This window comes from Rhizobium sp. P38BS-XIX, assembly GCF_012641435.1.
Lineage (GTDB): Bacteria > Pseudomonadota > Alphaproteobacteria > Rhizobiales > Rhizobiaceae > Rhizobium.
This window is the reverse complement of sequence record NZ_JABAIJ010000006.1, coordinates 121,629-141,940: the sequence shown is the minus strand read 5'-3', so window position 1 is coordinate 141,940 and position 20,312 is coordinate 121,629. Positions and strand designations below refer to the sequence as shown.

Annotated in this window: 21 protein-coding genes; 17 read left to right on the top strand and 4 right to left on the bottom strand. The window is 59.9% G+C overall.

Going from position 1 to position 20,312, the window contains the following annotated elements; genetic code table 11:
• Positions 1-5: 5 nt before the first annotated feature.
• The 4 genes from HGP17_RS20105 to HGP17_RS20090 all read left to right on the top strand — a co-directional run bounded on the left by HGP17_RS20105 (position 6) and on the right by HGP17_RS20090 (position 3,110).
• Positions 6-1,142 (top strand): AAA family ATPase, encoded by a 1,137-nt coding sequence (locus HGP17_RS20105; RefSeq protein ID WP_168812226.1) that lies wholly within the window; start codon positions 6-8, stop codon positions 1,140-1,142.
• Positions 1,143-1,202: 60 nt separating this feature from the next.
• Positions 1,203-1,898 (top strand): uridylate kinase, encoded by a 696-nt coding sequence (locus HGP17_RS20100; protein WP_168812225.1) that lies wholly within the window; start codon positions 1,203-1,205, stop codon positions 1,896-1,898.
• A 169-nt stretch (positions 1,899-2,067) separates the two neighbouring features.
• Complete coding sequence (locus HGP17_RS20095; RefSeq protein WP_168812224.1) at positions 2,068-2,544, top strand: hypothetical protein; 477 nt, start codon at positions 2,068-2,070, stop codon at positions 2,542-2,544.
• A 284-nt stretch (positions 2,545-2,828) separates the two neighbouring features.
• Positions 2,829-3,110, top strand: coding sequence for a hypothetical protein (locus HGP17_RS20090; RefSeq protein WP_168812223.1), 282 nt, complete (start codon positions 2,829-2,831; stop codon positions 3,108-3,110).
• An 84-nt stretch (positions 3,111-3,194) separates the two neighbouring features.
• On the opposite strand, the gene HGP17_RS20085 is transcribed toward HGP17_RS20090, so the two are convergent.
• Positions 3,195-3,431, bottom strand: coding sequence for a hypothetical protein (locus HGP17_RS20085; protein WP_348648981.1), 237 nt, complete (start codon positions 3,429-3,431; stop codon positions 3,195-3,197).
• A gap of 401 nt (positions 3,432-3,832) precedes the next feature.
• Between HGP17_RS20085 and HGP17_RS20080 the strand changes: the two genes are divergently transcribed.
• The 9 genes from HGP17_RS20080 (at position 3,833) to HGP17_RS20040 (ending at position 12,628) form a co-directional block, all read left to right on the top strand.
• Positions 3,833-4,048 carry a hypothetical protein gene (locus HGP17_RS20080; RefSeq protein WP_168812221.1) on the top strand — a complete coding sequence of 72 codons (216 nt, stop codon included), beginning with the start codon at positions 3,833-3,835 and terminating at the stop codon, positions 4,046-4,048.
• An 83-nt stretch (positions 4,049-4,131) separates the two neighbouring features.
• Positions 4,132-4,530, top strand: coding sequence for a hypothetical protein (locus tag HGP17_RS20075; protein WP_168812220.1), 399 nt, complete (start codon positions 4,132-4,134; stop codon positions 4,528-4,530).
• Positions 4,531-4,694: 164 nt separating this feature from the next.
• Positions 4,695-6,926, top strand: coding sequence for a primosomal protein N' (locus tag HGP17_RS20070; protein WP_168812219.1), 2,232 nt, complete (start codon positions 4,695-4,697; stop codon positions 6,924-6,926).
• Between the two features lie 107 nt (positions 6,927-7,033).
• Entirely contained in the window at positions 7,034-7,417 is a 384-nt protein-coding gene (locus tag HGP17_RS20065; protein WP_168812218.1) for a DUF4345 domain-containing protein, read from the top strand.
• A gap of 262 nt (positions 7,418-7,679) precedes the next feature.
• Positions 7,680-8,246: a F0F1 ATP synthase subunit delta gene (locus HGP17_RS20060; RefSeq protein ID WP_168812217.1), complete on the top strand. Its 567-nt coding sequence runs from the start codon at positions 7,680-7,682 to the stop codon at positions 8,244-8,246.
• Positions 8,246-9,775 carry a F0F1 ATP synthase subunit alpha gene (gene atpA, locus HGP17_RS20055; protein ID WP_168812216.1) on the top strand — a complete coding sequence of 510 codons (1,530 nt, stop codon included), beginning with the start codon at positions 8,246-8,248 and terminating at the stop codon, positions 9,773-9,775. Before HGP17_RS20060 ends, atpA begins: the two co-directional genes overlap by 1 nt.
• A gap of 29 nt (positions 9,776-9,804) precedes the next feature.
• Positions 9,805-10,689 (top strand): F0F1 ATP synthase subunit gamma, encoded by an 885-nt coding sequence (locus tag HGP17_RS20050; protein ID WP_168812215.1) that lies wholly within the window; start codon positions 9,805-9,807, stop codon positions 10,687-10,689.
• Positions 10,690-10,712: 23 nt separating this feature from the next.
• Positions 10,713-12,143: a F0F1 ATP synthase subunit beta gene (gene atpD / locus HGP17_RS20045; RefSeq protein WP_168812214.1), complete on the top strand. Its 1,431-nt coding sequence runs from the start codon at positions 10,713-10,715 to the stop codon at positions 12,141-12,143.
• 77 nt (positions 12,144-12,220) lie between these two features.
• Complete coding sequence (locus HGP17_RS20040) at positions 12,221-12,628, top strand: F0F1 ATP synthase subunit epsilon (RefSeq protein ID WP_112795443.1); 408 nt, start codon at positions 12,221-12,223, stop codon at positions 12,626-12,628.
• Positions 12,629-12,906: 278 nt separating this feature from the next.
• On the opposite strand, the gene HGP17_RS20035 is transcribed toward HGP17_RS20040, so the two are convergent.
• The gene (locus HGP17_RS20035) at positions 12,907-13,812 is read right to left on the bottom strand and encodes a LysR substrate-binding domain-containing protein (RefSeq protein ID WP_168812213.1); all 906 of its coding nucleotides are present in this window, start codon (positions 13,810-13,812) and stop codon (positions 12,907-12,909) included.
• A 117-nt stretch (positions 13,813-13,929) separates the two neighbouring features.
• On the opposite strand from HGP17_RS20035, the gene HGP17_RS20030 reads away from it, so the two are divergent.
• The 3 genes from HGP17_RS20030 (at position 13,930) to HGP17_RS20020 (ending at position 17,774) form a co-directional block, all read left to right on the top strand.
• Positions 13,930-15,075 (top strand): iron-containing alcohol dehydrogenase, encoded by a 1,146-nt coding sequence (locus HGP17_RS20030; RefSeq protein ID WP_168812212.1) that lies wholly within the window; start codon positions 13,930-13,932, stop codon positions 15,073-15,075.
• Between the two features lies 1 nt (position 15,076).
• The gene (locus tag HGP17_RS20025) at positions 15,077-16,576 is read left to right on the top strand and encodes an aldehyde dehydrogenase (RefSeq protein ID WP_168812211.1); all 1,500 of its coding nucleotides are present in this window, start codon (positions 15,077-15,079) and stop codon (positions 16,574-16,576) included.
• 76 nt (positions 16,577-16,652) lie between these two features.
• The gene (locus tag HGP17_RS20020; RefSeq protein ID WP_168812210.1) at positions 16,653-17,774 is read left to right on the top strand and encodes a mandelate racemase/muconate lactonizing enzyme family protein; all 1,122 of its coding nucleotides are present in this window, start codon (positions 16,653-16,655) and stop codon (positions 17,772-17,774) included.
• Between the two features lie 43 nt (positions 17,775-17,817).
• Here HGP17_RS20020 and HGP17_RS20015 read toward each other — a convergent pair whose 3' ends face one another.
• Together HGP17_RS20015 and HGP17_RS20010 are read right to left on the bottom strand one after the other, a co-directional pair.
• A complete protein-coding gene (locus HGP17_RS20015; RefSeq protein WP_168812209.1) occupies positions 17,818-19,029 on the bottom strand; it encodes an acyltransferase in 1,212 nt (403 codons plus the stop codon).
• Between the two features lie 166 nt (positions 19,030-19,195).
• Positions 19,196-19,771: an NAD(P)H-dependent oxidoreductase gene (locus HGP17_RS20010; protein WP_168812208.1), complete on the bottom strand. Its 576-nt coding sequence runs from the start codon at positions 19,769-19,771 to the stop codon at positions 19,196-19,198.
• 74 nt (positions 19,772-19,845) lie between these two features.
• Between HGP17_RS20010 and soxR the strand changes: the two genes are divergently transcribed.
• Positions 19,846-20,310, top strand: a complete 465-nt coding sequence (soxR, locus tag HGP17_RS20005; RefSeq protein WP_168812207.1) for a redox-sensitive transcriptional activator SoxR — start codon at positions 19,846-19,848, stop codon at positions 20,308-20,310.
• Positions 20,311-20,312 lie beyond the last annotated feature (2 nt).

Sequence of the window (20,312 nt, the reverse complement as noted above, 5' to 3'; positions counted from 1 at the left end):
GTGGCATGCAGCTACGCTCGATGTTTGCACGCAATTATCGCTCTTTGCGCTCGATTCGAATGGACCTTTCCGATGTCAATCTGTTCATCGGCGAGAATGGTGTCGGCAAATCCAATCTCTATCGCTCGTTGCAGCTGGTGCAGTCGGCCGTTCGCGGACGGCTTGCGCATGAAATCTCCAGCGAAGGCGGCATGTTCTCGGCCATGTGGTCAGGCAAGCGGCGCTCGCATGAGTCTGCCCGCATCCGCTTCGATGTCGAGCTGCTCGACATGGAGCGCGCGGCGACCTTCCGATACTGGATCGAGGCCGGCATGCGGCCGCCCTGCGCCGCTGCCGGTTTTCCGCTGGAGCCGCAAATCAAGGCCGAGGAGCTTTCGGTCGAAACCGGGCGGCGGCCGGTGACGATGATGAAGCGCGAAGGCCCGGGCATTTCCGTGCGCGGCGAGAGCGGCCGTATGCAGGCCTATCCCGAGAACGCACTGACGTCGGAGACGGCTATCGCGCTTTTGGGCGATGCCGGCTATTTTCCGGAGATCGGCACCTTTCGTCGCGCCGTCGATGCCTGGCGGTTCTACCACGGCTTCCGCACGGATCGTGGCTCACCGTTGCGGGCGCCCTGCCTTGCCGTGACCTCGCCGATGCTGGATGAGGACGGCGCCAATATCGCCGCCGTTTTCGCCACTCTCGTTCACACGCGTGAGGATACCGTCGAGCTGGACCGCGTTCTTGCCGCAGCGCTCGGTGGTGCGCGGCTCGTCGTGCCTGAGCCGCAGGAAACGGCGGATTTCGGGCTGATGTTGCCGGAATTTCCCAACCGTGTTTTCCAGCCGCGAGAGCTTTCCGATGGCCAGATCCGGTTTCTTGGTCTTGCCGCCGCCTTGATGTCCTATCGGCTGCCGCCGCTGATTGCGCTCAACGAGCCGGAAGCCAGCCTGCATCCCGACATGCTGGTGCCGCTTGCCGACATGATCGCCACGGCCGCAAAGACCAGCCAGATCTGGATTGTGACCCACTCGGAACGTCTGGCCGAGGCCGTGCGCGAACGCTGCAGTGCCAAGCCGCGCCGGGTGATCCGCGAGGACGGCTCCACCTGGATCGACGGCATGCGACTGACCGGAGAAATCGACGAGGATGACGACTAGCCCCCGTGTGGCGGCACTTTCAATATTGACGCATGAAATTATCCAAAAGGAATTTTTGAAATGACCTCTATGAATAGAACCGCGCTATTGAACGATCTGGCTGCCATGATCGCGAAGCTCAACGCCGCGCGGCCGATCCGTGTTGCGATCGACGGCAGGACGGCTTCCGGCAAGACCACGCTGGCGAACGAACTGGCCGAGTGTCTGAAAGGCAGCGGACGACAAATCATCCGCACCTCGATCGATGGATTCCATCGGCCGAAAGTGGAGCGCTATGCGCGCGGGCGGCATTCCGCCGAGGGCTATTACCACGATGCGCGCGATCTTCCCGCCATCAATGCGCTGCTTCTGAACCCGCTCGGGCCGGGCGGCGACCAATGGTATCGCACGGCTTCCTTCGACCTGCACAATGACGTTCCGATCGAGCAGGATCCGGAATTTGCGTCCGCCGACGCGATTCTCATCGTCGACGGGACGTTTCTGCAGCGGCCGGAGCTGCGCGAGGGCTGGGACCTCGCCATCTTCGTCGAAACCTCCGAGCATGTCTCCGAGCAGCGCGGCATTGCGCGCGACACCCAGCTTCTCGGCGGAGCGGAGACGACCCGCCAGCTCTATGCCGATCGATACCGCCCCGCCTTCGCACTCTATGAAAGCCTGGCTGCGCCCACTCTCTCGGCCGATGCGATTATCAACAACGACGATTTTGAGCGGCCAGCTCTTCGGCTTCGTGAGGGTGGCAGGCTGGCTGCGAGGTAGTCGGATCTCTGATATGCACCGAACATGGTGGCGGATGTGACACCAACGTCGGCGGTGGCGGGTATGGCTGGTTTGCGCCAATCGGAGACATCGAACTCGAATGCGCTTTCACTCTGGTCGAGGACTGATCGCTCTATAGATATGATCGATAAGCGGAACGAAAGACACGATGACCCTCTCCAGATCTCGCTGTGCCTTATGGGCGTTATCCTTCCTGGTGCTTTGTTCTCCACAACTGTCGATCAGTGTGTCTCCGGCATATGGTGAACAAGGTTCCGGTTCAGTCTTCGAAGGACAGGCTCTTGCCACAACGGCGAAGGGAATCAGCGGTGTTTTGATCTTTAGTTTCGAAGCAGACGACATATCACCCCTAAAGGCCCTTCCAAGTTCTGTCAGACAGGCGGCTCTGGAGGAATTTAGACGGGGCAAAGGCGTGTTTGTAAGCCCAGCGCTGGCACAACAACTATCGATCACTCCGGGCGACTTGTTGATGCTTGCCAACCCGACCGGTCAAGGAACGCCTTTCGGATCGACGCCCCTTATTATTCATTATCATGTGCTCGGGATCGTCAATAGGTCGCTGCTTCCCGGATCTGATGCAGCGGTTTATCTTCGTCGAACAGAGGCAAAAAAAATCGCGGAATGAGTTGAATGAATTGAGGAGAGTTTGCCGGGTTGAGGTTTGCTTGCTTGGAGCCCAGGGTCGTCATGAAGCTCTATGATTGAATGGACGGCCAGCGTGGTCTCGCGGCAGCAACGTGACGTCAATCTGTCGCCCGATCCCGTTCTATAGATAACGGCGGTCGCGTCCGTCGGCACTTATGCCAGACTGATGGCGATGGGTCCAACGGAATCTGTTTCCCGGCTAAGCTGGCTACGCCCGCTCCGGGACGTTTGCAGACCTTTGACTGATCGCTTAGCATCGAGGAAATGCCGCTCAATCAAAAGCTCATCCTGCATTCGCCGATCTCAGATGAAACCCTCCTCGAAGGTTTCGTCGAACAATGCCTGAGAGATAAGGTTTCACTCCTTGCGATTATCGGCCCAGGTTGCGAGGAGCTGGAGGAAAAAATCGACTGGCTGATAATAGGTGACCTCCAGCCCGGTCGCTTCCTCTGCACAACATCACATCCGCATGATCGATTGGAAGAAGTGCTCGCTATGGCAACCGCTTGGAAGGCCGAGGGTGATGTCGCCGAAATTCACCTTTAATCCGCAATGGGCCGATAGCTGCTATCTCGCTTGGACTTCGTCGCGCTCCGGAACTGAAGCCGCATCTGACATCGTCTGACAGCGTCACTGTGCCGTGAATGTCACCGTCACGCCACGTTGCCGAAAGTAGGCCTGCATGAGTTTCCGGCCGGAGCGATTGCCGTGCACAAGCTTGGCCGGATCGAAGAAGGCCTCTTTCAAGCCCGCCCGCGCCAAGGCTGCCTTGAGGGTTGCGATATGTAGGTCGATGTCGGCATTGTCTGCCCGGAGCGATTCATAAATACGGTCTGTTGCCTCTGCTACGGTCGGTTCGCTCACGATACACTCCTGTTGTTGTCTGGCTGCCGCTTAACACATTTTTCGGCTTGACCATATTGCAGTCAAGACTGTCCACATCACCACCAGAAAGACCCCCGCTGGCAACTCTATGGTGGAAGCATAGCAACCGAATGTCCGAAAAGGGCCGATTGCGGTCACTGAGGCGAGCAAAGCTTGACGCAGCACCCTCATTTGGGTCAACGACAAGATGCCAATGCTTTCAAAAGTTGTATAGAAATACCATCATGTTCAATCCGGCTACGTAAGGTGCTTTTTTGAAAGACTACTGGCTAGGCATTGGGATCTTCTGCTTGTTGATCAGTGTTCCAATATTCGTCCACGTATGGACAATTACTCATCAGACCTGGCAGCCATCCGTATCTCTACCTCTGTCTGAGGACGAGTTGTACAAGCTTGGTGCAGTTCGAGCGATTGAAGATTATTGCAACATTGCCACCACCTTGACCGAAAAAGCTCAAAACTTTCATCAGATGTTTGCAGACAATCGAAGCCCCTCCACCATCGCAGCACTTAATCAAATAGAAAAAGGCTTCAGAAACGAAGACTGCAATAAGATATTGGAAAGATTTCCTGACATGATGCGGTATTGGAATGGCTGAGACGTTGTTCTGGTCTAATGGAGGCCTTGTGCGTCCGCTTCGGGCCGAAAGCAGACGCCGCTAACTTCTGAAAGGACGCATCATTGATAAAACTCAACTTCAAAGATGATATCTCCGTCCTTTCCGATCATGTTTCAATTCAGATTCACAACCTGAACCTCTGCCAAGCCCTCGCCTTATTTGCAGTTGTTTTGGCGGATAAGAAAGAAGAAGTGGAAATTGTCGGAGGCATCAATCAGATTTTCATAAGGCAGAGCGGAAAGAAATTCTCAAGCGCGACAAAAGATGGTTCTGCGTTTCACTATTTCCCGGACGAACAGATGCTCAAAACCATTGTCGGTATTTTGGGCGACATGGCGCTGGGGAGGAAATTCGACGCAAATCATATTGATTTCGATCTTCGAACGAAGGCGAGTTCAATGGGTCTTACCCTTCAGTTTGCCGAAAGCTTCTATGAGACTAGGCTTGCTTGGGAGAGATGATCGCCGGACATGTTCGTCTGCAGCGGGCCGATATCGGTCATTGATGGCGCGGCCGTACAAGGCCATGGATATTCTCCTTAGCTTCAGGCCATCCCCATTTTGCGGATCGTCACGCCCCACCCCCGGGTTTCCTTTTTCATCCGTCCGGGGCATGGTCTCGCGCAATGAGCAAAGATTCTTCCGATCTGTTCGGTGCGCTTTTCGAGGCGGCGCCCGCAAAGTCTGTGATGAGCCGTACGGTTCCCGTTCTCGTGCCGATGCCGGCGCCGAGGGCTTATTCCTATGCCGTGCCTGAGGGCATGGCGGTGGAGCCGGGCTCGGTCGTGCAGGTGCCGCTTGGGCCGCGACAGGTCATCGGCGTTGTCTGGGATGGCGAGGATGATGGCGGGGTCGATCCGAAGAAGCTTCGGCCGATCAGCCATGTGTTCGATTGTCCGCCGCTCGGCAAGCATATGCGCGATTTCATCGACTGGGTTGCCGGCTATACGCTATCGCCGCCAGGGCTGGTGGCGCGCATGGCATTGCGTGCGCCGGCCGCCTTCGATCCCGAGCCGATGGTCGAAGGTTTGCGGTTCATCGGCGGCCAGCCGGAGCGGCTGACGCCGGCCCGCGCCAAGGTGATGGAGATCGCCGCCGACGGGCTTTCCTGGACGCGGCTTGGCCTGGCGCATGCCGCCGGTGTTTCCACCAGCGTCGTCGACGGACTGATTTCGCAAGGCATTTTCGAAACCATCTTCCTGCCGCCGCCGCCTGTCGTCGCCAAGCCCGATCCGGAATTCACCGCGTCGCGGCTGCAGGGGCCGCAGAAAGATGCGGCCGACGAGATCTTGGTCGATGTGCGCAAGGGCGAATTTGCGGTCTCGCTGATCGACGGCGTCACCGGTTCCGGCAAGACGGAGGTCTATTTCGAGGCCATCGCCGAAACGCTGAGGCGCGGCAAGCAGGTCTTGATCCTCTTGCCGGAGATTGCGCTGACGGCGAGCTTTCTGGAGCGCTTTCAGGATCGCTTCGGCGCCAAGCCGGCCGAATGGCATTCCGATCTCGCGCCGAAAATGCGCGAAAAGGTCTGGCGTCAGGCGGTCACCGGCGAGGTGCGGGTCGTGGCCGGGGCGCGCTCGGCGCTCTTCCTGCCTTTCGAAGATCTGGGCCTCATCATCGTCGACGAAGAGCATGACCCCGCCTACAAGCAGGAAGATCGTGTCTATTATAATGCGCGCGATATGGCTGTGGTGCGCGGCCGCATCGGCGACTTCCCCGTCGTGCTGGTGTCGGCGACGCCTTCTGTCGAAAGCCAGGTCAATGGCCAGAGCGGCCGCTACACCACAATCCACCTGCCGACGCGCTATGGCGACGCCGCACTTCCCGATCTGCATCTGATCGACATGCGTCGGCATGCGCCTGAGCGCGGCGGCTTCTTGTCACCGGTCCTGTTGCGAGCAATCGGCAAGACGGTTGCGAAAGGCGAGCAGGCGCTGCTGTTTCTCAACAGGCGCGGCTACGCGCCATTGACGCTCTGCCGGGTCTGCGGCCATCGATTCCAGTGCCCTCAATGTTCGAGCTGGCTGGTGGAACACCGGTTTCGGAGCCAGATCCAGTGCCATCAATGCGGCTATGCGGAACGCACGCCGGAGGCCTGCCCCGAATGCGGCACGCTCGATCATCTCGTCGCCTGCGGGCCGGGCGTCGAGCGCATTGCAGAAGAAGTCGAGCGGCACTTCCCTGAGGCGCGGACGATCATGCTGTCCTCCGACATCATGGGGGGCGTGAAGCGACTGCGGCTGGAGCTCGATGCGATTGCCAAGGGCGAGGCGGATATCGTCATCGGCACGCAGCTCGTCGCCAAGGGACACAATTTCCCGCTGATGACGCTGGTCGGCATCGTCGATGCGGATCTTGGACTGGCGAACGGCGATCCGCGTGCCGCCGAGCGGACGTTCCAGTTGCTGTCGCAGGTAACGGGGCGCGCCGGGCGAACCGGCTTGAAGAGCCATGGCTTGCTGCAGACGTATCAACCGCAGCATCCGGTGATGCAGGCGATTGTTTCGGGCGATGCCGGGGCCTTTTACGAGCGCGAGATTTTGGAGCGCGAAAGAGCCATCCTGCCACCCTTCGGCCGGCTTGCCTCGATCATCGTCTCCGCAGATACCAGGCAGGATGCCGAGACCCATGCGCGCGGCATGCGCAATGCAGCGCCGCAGGTGACGGGCATATCCGTGCTCGGGCCGGCCGAAGCGCCGATCGCGCTCGTGCGCGGCCGCCATCGCTTCCGGCTGCTCGTGCACGGCCGGCGCAATTCCGACATGCAGGGTTTTCTGCGGGCCATGCTGGCGCAATCACCGAAGGAACGGGGCTCCGTTCAGGTGCATCTCGACATCGATCCGCAAAGCTTTCTGTGATTGACGTTGCAGATAGCTTGACTGCGCCTTCCCCTTGCGGCGCGGATCATGCCATAAGTCGGCCGTCTCATTGACGTGATTTGCGCGACTGATTTTGAGGGCGACCGATGGAGCTTTATTTTCCGACCGAATTCGGTGAGCAGCTTGCATACTGTTCCGCCGTGGTTACGGCGCTGATTGGCCTCTTCATGATGTTTGCCCCCGGTTATACCTACCGTTTCCTCAAACTTCAGGTGAGGGAAGGGCGCTCGGAAGCCTATGCGGAAGCGCGTTCGGCCGGCGGCTTCATGGTCGGCTTCGGATTGGTCGCGATCCTGCTTGCACAGCCGATGATTTACCTGGCGCTCGGCGCTGCCTTCGGCGTCGCGGCTTTCGGTCGCATCCTCTCGCTGATGTCGGATCGTGGCAGCATTTATGTCAGCCTTCTTCTTCTGGTTGTGCAGGCTGCTCTGGCTGCGCTACCTTTTCTCTATGGTCTCGGCTATATTTGAGTGAAAAATGGTTTCCGCGCGGCCTTTTTTGCCCGCGCTATCCCCATGCTTTTCGAATTTTGCCATCATAAATTCGCCCGAATGGCGTATTCGTCGAATACGCGTGTTGCGAGTCTCAATATCCTATGTTAGACGAACCCCGAATTTCGGATGAGGCAGGAGCGCGCTCCGGCTGATTTCTGGGGGAAATCAAAACGAATTCAAGGGCATATGTCTTCCGTTCTCCGGGAGTCGAGTTCTTGGGTTGAAATCAGGGAATTTTGTGCCCGTGGCAGACACATCCCAGCATGTTTCTGGTGTTGCAGAACGATATGCCTCGTCGCTGTTCGAATTGGCCCTTGAGGAAGGTGCCGTGCCGGCAGTGACCGCCGATCTCGATCGGTTCCAAGCCATGCTCGACGAAAGCGATGATCTGAAGCGTTTCGTCCTCAGCCCGGTCTTTTCGGCTGAAGAGCAGGTCGGCGCTGTAGAAGCGCTGGCGAACAAGGCTGGCTTTGGCGTTTTCGTCACCAATTTTCTGAAGCTCGTGGCCAGCAACCGGCGCCTTTTTGCGCTGCCGGGCATGATCAAGGCTTTTCGCATCATCGCCGCCCAGCATCGCGGCGAGATTTCCGCCGAGGTAACCTCGGCTCATGCGCTCACCCCGGCGCAGGAAGATGAATTGAAGGCGGCGCTGAAGGGCGTCACCGGCAAGGACGTGGCGATTGCCGTCACCGTCGATCCGTCGATCCTCGGCGGCCTGATCGTCAAGGTCGGTTCGCGTCAGATCGATACGTCCCTTCGCACCAAACTTTCCACCCTTAAGCTTGCATTGAAAGAGGTCGGCTGATGGATATCCGCGCAGCGGAAATTTCCGCAATTCTGAAAGATCAGATCAAAAACTTCGGCAAGGAAGCTGAAGTCTCCGAAGTCGGCCAGGTTCTCTCCGTCGGTGACGGTATCGCCCGCGTCTACGGTCTGGACAACGTTCAGGCCGGCGAAATGGTCGAGTTCCCCGGCGGCATTCGCGGCATGGCGCTGAACCTTGAAGCCGACAACGTCGGTGTGGTTATTTTCGGTTCCGACCGTGACATCAAGGAAGGCGACACCGTCAAGCGCACCGGCGCGATCGTTGACGTTCCGGTTGGTCCGGAACTCCTCGGCCGCGTTGTCGACGCGCTCGGCAACCCGATCGACGGCAAGGGCCCGATCAATGCGACCCGCCGTTCGCGCGTCGACGTCAAGGCTCCTGGCATCATCCCGCGCAAGTCGGTTCATGAGCCGATGTCGACCGGCCTCAAGGCTATCGACGCTCTGATCCCGGTTGGCCGCGGCCAGCGCGAGCTCGTCATCGGCGACCGCCAGACCGGCAAGACCGCCATCATTCTCGACACGATCCTGAACCAGAAGGCCATCCACGATGCAGGCCCGGACAGCGAAAAGCTGTACTGCGTCTACGTCGCCGTCGGCCAGAAGCGTTCGACCGTTGCTCAGTTCGTGAAGGTGCTCGAAGAGCGCGGCGCACTGAAGTACTCCATCATCGTTGCTGCGACCGCTTCCGATCCGGCTCCGATGCAGTTCCTGGCACCGTTTGCCGGTTGCGCGATGGGCGAATACTTCCGTGACAACGCCCAGCACGCCCTGATCGGTTACGACGATCTTTCCAAGCAGGCTGTTGCCTATCGTCAGATGTCGCTGCTGCTGCGCCGCCCGCCGGGCCGTGAAGCTTATCCGGGCGACGTTTTCTACCTCCACTCGCGTCTCCTCGAGCGCGCTGCAAAGATGAACGACGAGAAGGGCGCGGGTTCGCTCACCGCTCTCCCGGTCATCGAAACGCAGGGTAACGACGTTTCGGCCTTCATTCCGACCAACGTGATCTCGATCACCGACGGCCAGATCTTCCTCGAAACCGACCTGTTCTATCAGGGCATCCGTCCGGCCGTTAACGTCGGTCTGTCGGTTTCGCGCGTCGGTTCGTCCGCTCAGATCAAGGCGATGAAACAGGTTGCAGGCTCGATCAAGGGCGAACTCGCCCAGTATCGTGAAATGGCCGCCTTCGCTCAGTTCGGTTCCGACCTTGATGCCGCCACGCAGCGCCTGCTGAATCGTGGTTCGCGTCTGACGGAACTCCTGAAGCAGCCGCAGTTCTCGCCGCTGAAGACCGAAGAGCAGGTTGCTGTGATCTTCGCTGGCGTCAACGGTTACCTCGACAAGCTGCCTGTCAACCAGGTCGGCAAGTTCGAGCAGGGTCTGCTCTCCTACCTCCGCTCGGAAGGCAAGGAAATCCTCGACACCATCCGCACCGAGAAGGCCGTCAGCGACGCGACGAAGGGCAAGCTTACCGCTGCTCTCGACAGCTTCGTCAAGTCTTTCACGTAATCGGGCCCAAGCTCTAGGACGGACCAAGGATGCCTTCACTAAAGGATCTGAAAAACCGGATCGCCTCCGTCAAGGCGACGCAGAAGATCACCAAGGCGATGAAAATGGTCGCCGCGGCGAAGCTTCGGCGTGCGCAGGAGGCGGCCGAGGCCGCCCGGCCTTACTCGCAGCGCATGGCCGCTGTTCTGGCCAACATCTCGGCTGCCGTCAGCGATGCTGACGGTGCGCCGCTTCTGATGACCGGAACCGGCAAGAGCGATGTGCATCTGCTCGTCGTCTGCACGGCCGAACGCGGCCTTTGCGGCGGCTTCAATTCGCAGATCTCGCGTTTCGCCCGTGATCATGCCCGCAAGCTTCTGGCCGAAGGCAAGACGGTGAAGATCTTCACCGTCGGCAAGAAGGGTTATGACGTACTTCGCCGCGAATATGCATCGCTGATCGTCGAGCGCAAGGAACTGCGCGACGTCAAGCGTATCGGCTTCGACAATGCGGATGCCATCGGCAAGCGCATCATCGAAATGTTCGAAGCAGGCGAATTCGACGTTTGCACGCTGTTCTACTCCGAATTCAAGTCGGTGATCAGCCAGGTGCCGACGGCACAGCAGCTCATTCCGGCTTCGGCTCCCGCCGTCGTCGAAGAAGATGCGGCCCACAAGGGCGCCGTCTACGAATACGAGCCGGATGCGGCTTCGATCCTCGCGGACCTGATCCCGCGCAACATCTCTGTCCAGATCTTCCGCGCGTTGCTTGAAAACGTCGCCGGCGAGATGGGTGCCAAGATGAGCGCGATGGACAATGCGACGCGCAACGCTGGTGAGATGATCAACAAGCTGACGCTGAACTACAACCGTCAGCGCCAGGCACAGATCACCAAGGAATTGATTGAAATCATTTCGGGCGCGGAAGCGCTCTGAGGTTAGGGAAAGAGGGTAAGAAAATGGCTGACGCAGCTACCCCCGCAGGTTCTGTCGGTAAGGTTACTCAGGTTATCGGCGCCGTTGTGGACGTTGCTTTCGACGGCGAACTCCCGGCGATCCTGAACGCGCTTGAAACCGACAACAACGGCAATCGTCTGGTTCTCGAAGTCGCACAGCACCTCGGCGAAAATTCCGTTCGCACGATCGCGATGGACTCGACCGAAGGTCTGGTTCGCGGCCAGCCGGTCAAGGACACGGGCGCACCGATCTCCGTTCCGGTTGGACATGAGACGCTCGGCCGCATCATGAACGTCATCGGAGAGCCGGTCGACGAAGCAGGTCCGCTGAACACCGCCAAGAAGCGCGCCATCCACCAGGATGCTCCGTCCTACGTTGAGCAGTCCACGGAAGCGCAGATCCTCGTCACCGGCATCAAGGTCGTCGACCTTCTCGCTCCTTACGCAAAGGGCGGCAAGATCGGCCTGTTCGGCGGCGCCGGCGTCGGCAAGACCGTTCTCATCATGGAACTGATCAACAACGTCGCCAAGGCGCACGGTGGTTACTCGGTGTTCGCTGGCGTGGGTGAGCGTACCCGCGAAGGCAACGACCTTTACCATGAAATGATCGAATCGGGCGTCAACAAGCACGGCGGCGGCGAAGGCTCCAAGGCTGCGCTGGTTTACGGCCAGATGAACGAACCGCCGGGCGCACGCGCACGCGTCGCTCTGACCGGTCTGACCGTTGCTGAAAACTTCCGCGATGAAGGCCAGGACGTTCTGTTCTTCGTCGACAACATCTTCCGCTTCACGCAGGCAGGCTCGGAAGTGTCCGCTCTGCTCGGCCGTATTCCTTCGGCCGTGGGCTATCAGCCGACGCTCGCCACCGACATGGGCCAGATGCAGGAACGCATCACCACGACGACGACGGGTTCGATCACCTCGGTTCAGGCCATTTACGTTCCGGCCGACGACTTGACCGACCCGGCACCGGCAACCTCGTTCGCCCACTTGGACGCAACGACCGTTCTGTCGCGCTCGATCGCTGAAAAGGGTATCTATCCGGCCGTCGACCCGCTCGACTCCACGTCGCGCATGCTCGACCCGCTGGTCGTCGGCGAAGAGCACTACGAAATTGCTCGTAAGGTTCAGTCGACGCTGCAGCGTTACAAGTCCCTGCAGGACATCATCGCCATCCTTGGCATGGACGAACTGTCTGAAGACGACAAGCTGGCTGTTGCCCGCGCCCGCAAGATCGAGCGCTTCCTGTCGCAGCCGTTCTTCGTTGCCGAAATCTTCACCGGTTCGCCGGGCAAGCTCGTCGCTCTCGAAGACACGATCAAGGGCTTCAAGGGCCTCGTCAACGGCGATTACGACCACCTGCCGGAAGCTGCTTTCTACATGGTTGGCTCGATCGACGAAGCGATCGAAAAGGCCAAGAAGCTCGCTGCCTAATCAGGCCAATCCATCGGCGCGCGGCGTTGCCCGCGCGCCCTTGCCTTGCGAATAAGACAATCGAGAAGTGACGGGCCATGGCTGACAATTTCAATTTCGAACTGGTTTCTCCGGAGCGTCTGCTGCTGTCGGAGCAGGTCATCGATGTCGTCATCCCCGCGACCGAAGGCGAGATGACCGTCATGGCGCATCATGCGCCGACCATGACCACCATCAAGCCGGGCGTCGTCAAGGTGCATTCGGCTTCGGGCAAGAAGCAGGATTACGTTGTTTTCGGCGGTTTCGCCGACATCCTGCCGACCGGCTGCACGCTGCTCGCAGAATCGGCCGTTCCGGTCGAGGACATGAGCCGCGACGAACTGGATCGCCGCATCAATGCCGCCAAGACCGAGCTTGAGGATGCCGAGCATCACGAGCACAAGTCGCGTCTTGAGCATTTCATCATGGAACTGTCGCATCTGCGAGGCTCGATCCCGCAGGATTGATAGGATCCAAGATTAGTGAATGAGATTAAAGCGGTCCTTCGGGCCGCTTTTTTTGTTTAATCGTCTGCGACCATCCTCGTCCTAGGCGTTGGCCGCTTGTTTCAGAGGAGGGCACGGCAAACCACGCGATTGAGTAGCATCCGGCGCGAACTCGGATCATCTCGTGGTTCGTCGCCTAGCCGTGCTGCACCTTGCTTAGGGTAGTAGCGCCGTGAGCAACATCTGCAAGACTCCCTCGCAAGGTAGAAGCCGGTAAGGCGATTGCTGCCGAAATCGTATTAGACCTGCTGGCCGTCCAGCAGAAACCTGTGCAGCTGCGCGGCTTCAGGCGAAAGAGATCGGAAGCGTGGCGCGCCAAGATAATATCCGAAACCGCTCTCGACGCGGTCGTTGCCGATTGTGACGAGGGTGCCTGCTTGCAGGTACTCTTCGATGAGGCCGAGGCTGCCGAGCGCTATGCCTTCACCCCGGAGTGCTGCTTCCACAGCCATGATATAGGTCGAGAACGATAGCCGCGGTCGCGGCAGCTTGCCCTTCAAGGGGTCCCCGATGCGGCCGAACCACTGGCGGAAGCTGATCCAGTGGGCATTGGCGCGTTCGTAATCGATGAGATTGAGCGCGGCGATGTCTACTGATGTCAGCGTTTGCGGGTCGAGGCCACGCGTCGCCAGGTATTCCGGTGAAGCGATCGGCACCAAGACTTCCTTCAAAAGCGGTGTGAGGCTCCAGCGGGGATGTTCGCCGGTGGAATAGATGATGATGAGATCGTTGTTTTCCGAGGCGAGTTCGGAATGGACGTCCGTCGTCAGCAGGCGCACGGAGATGCCCGGGCTCTCCTTGCCGAAGTCTCTCAGCCGCTGCCCGAGCCAGAGATGCGAGATCGAGCCGCTCGCGGCAATCGAGATGATTTCGCCCGTCCCGGCGCGGAAGGGCTCCAGGCTTTCCTCCAGATATTCCAGCGTCGCGCGCACGCGTTGAAACAGCCGCTCGCCATCCGGCGTCAGTGCAAGGTTGCGGCCGCGTCGGGTAAAGAGCGTCGCGCCGAGGTGATCTTCCAGCCCCTTTATACGGCGACTGACGGCCGCCTGGGTGATGTTCAGCTCGCGGCCAGCGCGGGAAAAATTCATGGCGCGCGCGGCGGCATCGAATACGCGGAAGGCCTCCAGCGGTATTTTCTCTAGCATTGGCTCTCCATAACGTCAGATCATCAATATTCCCGATAATTGCCCGGATTTGAAGATCTGAAATTGTGATGCAGGATCGTCGGCATCATATCAGTCGTTTTTCCAGGGGTATCCCTCGTGTCCTTTTCGATTTCCGCCATTCCTGACATTCGTTTCGGCGAGGGTGCGCTCTCCGGCCTTCCCGCTGCGGTTCAATCTTTCGATGGCGTCGGCACCGTTCTGCTCGTGATCGATGCCTTCCTGGCGCAGTCTGGCCTGGCCGCCAAGGTCAGCGCCGATCTTGCCGAGGTGGGCGTGAGGGCGCTGGTTTTCTCGGACTTTGCCGGTGAACCGAAGCTTGCACATGTTCATGCCGCCATCGAGGCAGGGCGGGGCGCGAACATGGTGATCGGCATCGGTGGTGGCTCCGCGCTCGATATCGGCAAGATCGTCGCCTGCTGCATCGCCTCCGGCGAGGACCCGATGCATTACGCGCTGGCGGCCAACCCGCTGCCGAAGAATGCGCTGAAGAAGATCATGATCCCGACCACGGCCGGTACGGGTTCGGAGACATCTGCCACGAATATCTTTGCCGGCCCAGAGGGCAAGAAGCTCTGGATCTGGGGCCCGGAGACGAAGGCGGATCTCGTCATTCTCGATCCGGCGCTGACGAGGACCTTGCCCGCCAGCCTAACGGCGTGGTGCGGCTTCGATGCCTTCATCCACGCCTTTGAAGCGGCGACGAACCGCAATGCGCATCGCGGTGCGCAGTTCTACGCGCATCAGGCGCTGCGGCTTCTGACAGGTGCGCTGGAAACGGCCGTCAAGCATCCCGACGATATGGTGGCCCGCGGCGATGTGCTGCTCGGCTCCTGCTTCGGCGGCATCGCCATCGACAATTGCGGCACGGCGATCGCGCATAATGTCAGCCATGCGATGGCTGGTCTCGCGCCGGTCCACCATGGGCTTGCAACGGCGCTCGGCTTTGAAGCGACGCTTCCCTGGCTGGTCGAAGCGAATACGGCAGATCTCGATGCTGCAGCCAAGGCCTGCGGTCTCGATAGCGCCGCTGAACTGCCGGCATTCGTGTCGGACTGGATGGATCGCTGCGGCATCGTGCGGTCACTGCCGGCGGCGTTCAAGCCGTTCGACGAAGCCGATCTCGCCCGCGAAATGCGCGCCACCGAAAACCAGCCCATGCGGCGCTCGACGATCCGCGACGTGACGGATGCCGATATCGACCGCTTTGCAGCCGCCGTCATGGCGCTGCCGAAAGGAATTTGAGATGACCAAGAACTATACGCGCGACTATTGGGAAAGCGTTCTTTCCGACATCAAGCCGGAAGGGCGTCATTTCATAAACGGCACCCATCGCGCCGCCTCCTCGGGCGAGACGTTCACCCGCATCCGGCCGATGGACGGCAAGCCCGGCGCTCAGCTTGCGCGCGGCAATGCCGCTGATGTCGATGCTGCGGTCGCCTCAGCCCGCGCCGCCTTCGAAAGTGGCGTCTGGCGCAAGAAGGAGCCGCTGGAAAAGAAAAAGATCATGCTGAAATGGGCCGATCTCATTCGCGCCCATGGCGACGAGCTGGCCATGCTGGAGACGATTGATGTCGGCAAGCCGGTCATGGCGTCGCTCGGTGTCGATGTGCGCCTCTGCGCCGAAGGCATCCAGTTCTACGGCGAAATGATCGACAAGATGTATGACGAGATCGCGCCGACCGGGCCGAATGCGCGGGCACTCGTGCGTAAGGTGCCGCTCGGGGTCATCGGGGCGATCACGCCCTGGAACTATCCGATGATCATCGATGCCTGGAAGCTCGGGCCGGCGATTGCGGCTGGCAATTCCGTGGTGCTGAAGCCGGCCGAACAGTCGTCGCTTTCGGCGATCCGCCTTGCCGAACTTGCGATTGAAGCTGGTCTGCCGGCTGGCGTCTTCAATGTGGTGACTGGTTACGGCGAAGAAACCGGCAAGCCGCTGGCGCTGCACATGGACGTGGACATGATCGCCTTCACGGGCTCGACCGAAGTCGGCAAGCTGATCATGGGTTATGCGGCGCAATCGAACGTCAAGCGCGTGGCGTTGGAACTTGGCGGCAAGTCGCCGCTCGTCGTGTTCGAAGACGCCGATCTGGATGCCGCAGCTGTCGCGGCTGCCTGGGGTTGCTTCTACAATTCCGGCGAAACCTGCCATGCCTCGACGCGCCTCATCGTGCAGCGGTCTGTGCAGGACCAGCTGATTGCAAAGATCCAGGCAGTCACCAACTCCGATATTGCGCTCAAGCATCCGCTCGATCCGGCAGCCCAGATTGGCGCCCTGATCGAGGAAGAACATATGAACAAGGTGCTGGCGATGATCGCAGCTGGCGAGAAGGAAGGCGCGCGCCGTGCCTTCGGGGCCGAGCGTGTCTTGAGCGAGACCGGCGGCTACTACGTCTCGCCGGGCGTCTTCGTCGACATGACCAACGACATGAGCCTGGCGCGTCAGGAAATCTTCGGTCCGGTGCTGGCAGCCATTCCCTTCGATACCGAGGAAGAGGCGCTGAAGATCGCCAACGATACGATCTACGGGTTGGCCGGAGCGGTCTTCACCAAGGATATGGATCGCGCTCACCGCTTTTCCGAGGAGATCCATGCGGGTACGGTGTGGATCAACACCTATGATATGTCGAATTTCGCAACGCCGTTCGGCGGTTTCAAGCAGTCCGGTTTCGGGCGTGACCGCTCGGTGCATGCGATCGACAAATATTGCGACTACAAGACCATCTGGCAGCAGTTCGCCTGAGACATTGGAATTGCATGATCCCGCACAAAGCGGCGACGCTTGCGGGATCATGATCGGAGGATAAAGGGGAGCCATAATGAGCAAGATCGTTTCCATCGAAATCACCCATCATCGCCTGCCGCTCGATCCGGCGTTCAAGGCGAGTTGGGATGGTCGCCCACGCAAGCATTTCGATGCGACCATCGTGCGCGTCAGGGATGATGAGGGCCGCGAAGGCATCGGCTCCGGCGACCTGATGAAGGGTTTCGAAGGCCACGAGGATCTGTTCATCGGGCAGGACCCGCGACACCTCGAACGTCACTATGAAGTCCTTTCGCATATCAATTTCCATTATGGCCGCTGCTGGCCGATGGACCTTGCGCTGTGGGACCTTTCCGGCAAGATCACGGGCGAGCCGGTCTGGCGGATGCTCGGCGGCCGCGCCAGCCGCGTGCGGCTCTATGCTTCCTCCGGCGTGCTGCGCGAGCCGTCCGCGATGGCTGATCAGGCCGAGCGTTATCTTGATGAGGGCTTCCCGGCCATGAAGGTGCGCTTTTCCTCGTCTTCGGGCGGGCGTGGCGGCTGGCGTGAGGACGTGAAGGCGCTGGAAGCGATCCGCGCCCGCGTCGGCGACCGTCTGGAGCTGATGGTCGACTGCAATCAGGGTTGGCGCATGCCCTGGGACACGACGCTCCCCTGGACCTTCAAGGATGCGCTGACCGTCGCCAAGGAACTGGAGCGGCTCGGCGTCTACTGGATGGAGGAGCCGCTTTATCGCTCGGATCGCAAGGGCATGAAGGAATTGAAGCAGGCAACGTCGATCAGAATCGTCGGCGGCGAGATGACGCGTGAACTCTACGAGTTCCGCGACATCATCGAGGAGCGGGCTTTCGACGTCATCCAGCCGGATGTCGCTCTCGTCGGTGGCATTACGGGTTGCCGGCGGCTGGCCTATCAGGCGCGCGAGGCGGGCGTGCAGTTCACGCCGCATTCCTGGACGAACGGCATCGGCGTGCTTGCCAATGCGCATCTGACCGCCGGCGTTGCCGACGCAGCCTGGCTCGAATATCCCTACGACAATCCGGAATGGAGCGAAGCCCGCCGCGACTATCCGATGGCGTCGCCGCTCAAGCACGAGGCCGGCTGGCTCGATCTCGGCACCGCGCCGGGGCTCGGTATCGTTCTCGATGAAGAGCGCTTGAAGGCGACCCGTATCTAAAGGCGCTGTCGGCGGGGCTTGCTCCTGCTGCTTTTTCGGCCCGTCACGTAGTGGCGGGCCGCATGTTTTTGCTCTCTCGCGTCCGTGCCCAACGGATGACGGGGCGTTCAAGCAGAACATAGCTCAGCGTGCCGATGGTGAAGATGACGGCGGTCGCGATGAGGCTTGAGATTGCCCAGCCGCCCAAAACGTCATCCGTGCCGGAGCCGAAGGACGAGGGGACAAGCCGCGGCATCAAAGTCAGCACGATATCCTGCCAGATGTAGACCCCGAAGGAGACGGTGGCGATATATCGCGTAAGGCTGTTGTCGAGCAGATTTGCCAACAGCCGCGATTGCGGCAGCGTGCAAAGCGCGATCGCTACCGCCAATGGAAGAAACGGAAACTGATAGGGAATGCCGAGCCAGGCATATCCTTCCCAGTCACCGCCAATCGATCGCGGTAGCTGCCATGCGCCAAGGACGATCGCAAGTGCTGCGATGACGTCGTAGATTGCCATGCGGCGGGAGGGGATGATGGTCTGAACGCCGGCGGCGAGCGCCCCGATCGCGAATACTGCGAAGAAGCCGATCGGGTTGTAGCGCGGCATCCATTCCTTGGCGCCCCCTTGAAAACCATATTGCCATCCGCGTCCGACGCTATCGGTTGGGAAAGAGGTGACCACGAGCCAGTGCCCGACAAGTGCTGCCGCAATGATGCCGACCCACAGCAGACGGCCAGGGAGCGCGGAGCGCGATCCGAGTTTCGAATGGAACAGCAGCAGGAAGCCGATCGGCAAAAGCAGGTAGCAGGTCGTCTCGAACGGGATAGACCACAAAGGCCCATCGCCTTGCACGGGGAAAAAGGTGCGCCAGTGCCATTGGCTCATCAGGAAGAAGCCGGCGATATAGCGGCCGACGAGTTCGCCATCCAGCGTGAAGTCATAGACGGTGAAGCTGATGAGGAAGCCGATCGTCAGGGCAAACCAGAAGCCCGGCATGATGCGGGCGGCGCGGCGTATCGCGTAGACTTTCATGGACGGCAATGGCTCTCCCCTATCGAGGGCGAGCCAGAACGGGCGCGAAAGGAGAAAGCCGCTGAGAACGAAGAAGACGGCGACGCCGTAATTGCCGAAGCGCGCGACGATAAAGCTGGTCTCCAGGCTCGGCGGCAGTTTGTTGAAATCCATACGAAGCACGAGGTGGTGGACGAGCACCATCAGGCATGCGACGGCGCGCATGAAATCCGCTCCTCCGAGACGCCCGTCGTTCTCCATTTCCGCACCGCCTAAATTCCTCTCCCTGCGTTAGGTCATCGGGACGATTTGGGCAAGGCGCATCCCTGTCGACATGACGCCCGAACCTTGATGAAGGTCCGGGCGTTGAACCGATCTCACGCACCTGCCAGAAACGGGAGACCGGATTCGAATGTTGGAAGAAGGGTCAGGCGGCTGCCAGGCGATAGGGACTGCCGGAGCGGGCAGGTCTCAAAGCGTTGGCCCACCAGTTCAAGCGCGCCATCAAAAGCGCTAGAGACTTTCTTGCCCGTGCAGGGTTTTCCAGCGTGCCGTCTTCGGCAAACTGGCCCCACGGGTTGGCGAAACTCACGGTGTCGCGCACGGTGACGGTGTGCAGTTCCGAGAATACGACCCGCAACTGCTCGACAGCGCGCAGGCCGGCTGAAATGCCGCCATAGGAAACGAAGGCGACGGGCTTGCCGTGCCAAGGTTCATAGACGAGATCGAGCACGAGCTTCAGCGAAGCCGTGAAGCTGTGATTGTATTCAGGCGTGACGACGATGAAGGCATCGGCGTCCGCAAGCCGCTCCGAAAGAGCCGCAACGCCAGAATGCTCGCGGTCGTGCACGAAAGGCAGATCGAATTCGAGAGGATCAATCAGGTCGATATCGATAAGAGGATACTGCTCCAATTCCCGCGCGACCCATTTGACCACCCGGTCGCACAGCCGGCCCGGGCGAGTGCTGCCGTAGATGATCGCCAGCCGGGTTCTTTCAGTCATGTCTTGCTCCTGCTTTACGCGGTTTGGAGCCAGGGTTATAAAACCTCAAGTAAGATTGAGGTCAATAGGGAATTATGGGAAAAATCGATCCTGCACAGATGCCCAGATTGCTGACGGTCGGGGAGGTGGCGGCGCGCAGCGGCGTGGCCGTATCTACTTTGCATTTCTATGAGGCAAAGGGCCTGATCGAGAGCCATCGCAGCAGCGGCAACCAGCGGCGCTATCCTCGTGAGATCCTGCGACGGGTCGCCATTATAAAAGTAGCCCAGAGGGTCGGCATTCCCCTTGCTGAAGTTCAGGCGGCCTTGAGCGCCTTGCCGCAGGGACGAACGCCGACGGCCTCCGACTGGAAGGCGCTTTCGGGATTGTGGAAGGGTGATCTCGATGCGCGCATCAAGCGGCTGCAGGGGCTTCGCGATCAATTGGACGGCTGCATCGGCTGCGGCTGCCTGTCGCTCGACAGCTGTCCATTGCGCAATCCCTGGGATACGCTTTCCGAACAAGGGGCAGGGCCGCGACTGCTCGACCCTGGAGAATGAGC

Coding starts and splice junctions, on each gene's coding strand:
- HGP17_RS20105 (WP_168812226.1), top strand. CDS start 6: ATGCAGCTACGCTCGATGTTTGCACGCAATTATCGCTCTTTGCGCTCG.
- HGP17_RS20100 (WP_168812225.1), top strand. CDS start 1,203: ATGACCTCTATGAATAGAACCGCGCTATTGAACGATCTGGCTGCCATG.
- HGP17_RS20095 (WP_168812224.1), top strand. CDS start 2,068: ATGACCCTCTCCAGATCTCGCTGTGCCTTATGGGCGTTATCCTTCCTG.
- HGP17_RS20090 (WP_168812223.1), top strand. CDS start 2,829: ATGCCGCTCAATCAAAAGCTCATCCTGCATTCGCCGATCTCAGATGAA.
- HGP17_RS20070 (WP_168812219.1), top strand. CDS start 4,695: ATGAGCAAAGATTCTTCCGATCTGTTCGGTGCGCTTTTCGAGGCGGCG.
- HGP17_RS20065 (WP_168812218.1), top strand. CDS start 7,034: ATGGAGCTTTATTTTCCGACCGAATTCGGTGAGCAGCTTGCATACTGT.
- atpA (WP_168812216.1), top strand. CDS start 8,246: ATGGATATCCGCGCAGCGGAAATTTCCGCAATTCTGAAAGATCAGATC.
- HGP17_RS20050 (WP_168812215.1), top strand. CDS start 9,805: ATGCCTTCACTAAAGGATCTGAAAAACCGGATCGCCTCCGTCAAGGCG.
- atpD (WP_168812214.1), top strand. CDS start 10,713: ATGGCTGACGCAGCTACCCCCGCAGGTTCTGTCGGTAAGGTTACTCAG.
- HGP17_RS20040 (WP_112795443.1), top strand. CDS start 12,221: ATGGCTGACAATTTCAATTTCGAACTGGTTTCTCCGGAGCGTCTGCTG.
- HGP17_RS20035 (WP_168812213.1), bottom strand. CDS start 13,812: ATGCTAGAGAAAATACCGCTGGAGGCCTTCCGCGTATTCGATGCCGCC.
- HGP17_RS20025 (WP_168812211.1), top strand. CDS start 15,077: ATGACCAAGAACTATACGCGCGACTATTGGGAAAGCGTTCTTTCCGAC.
- HGP17_RS20020 (WP_168812210.1), top strand. CDS start 16,653: ATGAGCAAGATCGTTTCCATCGAAATCACCCATCATCGCCTGCCGCTC.
- HGP17_RS20015 (WP_168812209.1), bottom strand. CDS start 19,029: ATGGAGAACGACGGGCGTCTCGGAGGAGCGGATTTCATGCGCGCCGTC.
- HGP17_RS20010 (WP_168812208.1), bottom strand. CDS start 19,771: ATGACTGAAAGAACCCGGCTGGCGATCATCTACGGCAGCACTCGCCCG.
- soxR (WP_168812207.1), top strand. CDS start 19,846: ATGGGAAAAATCGATCCTGCACAGATGCCCAGATTGCTGACGGTCGGG.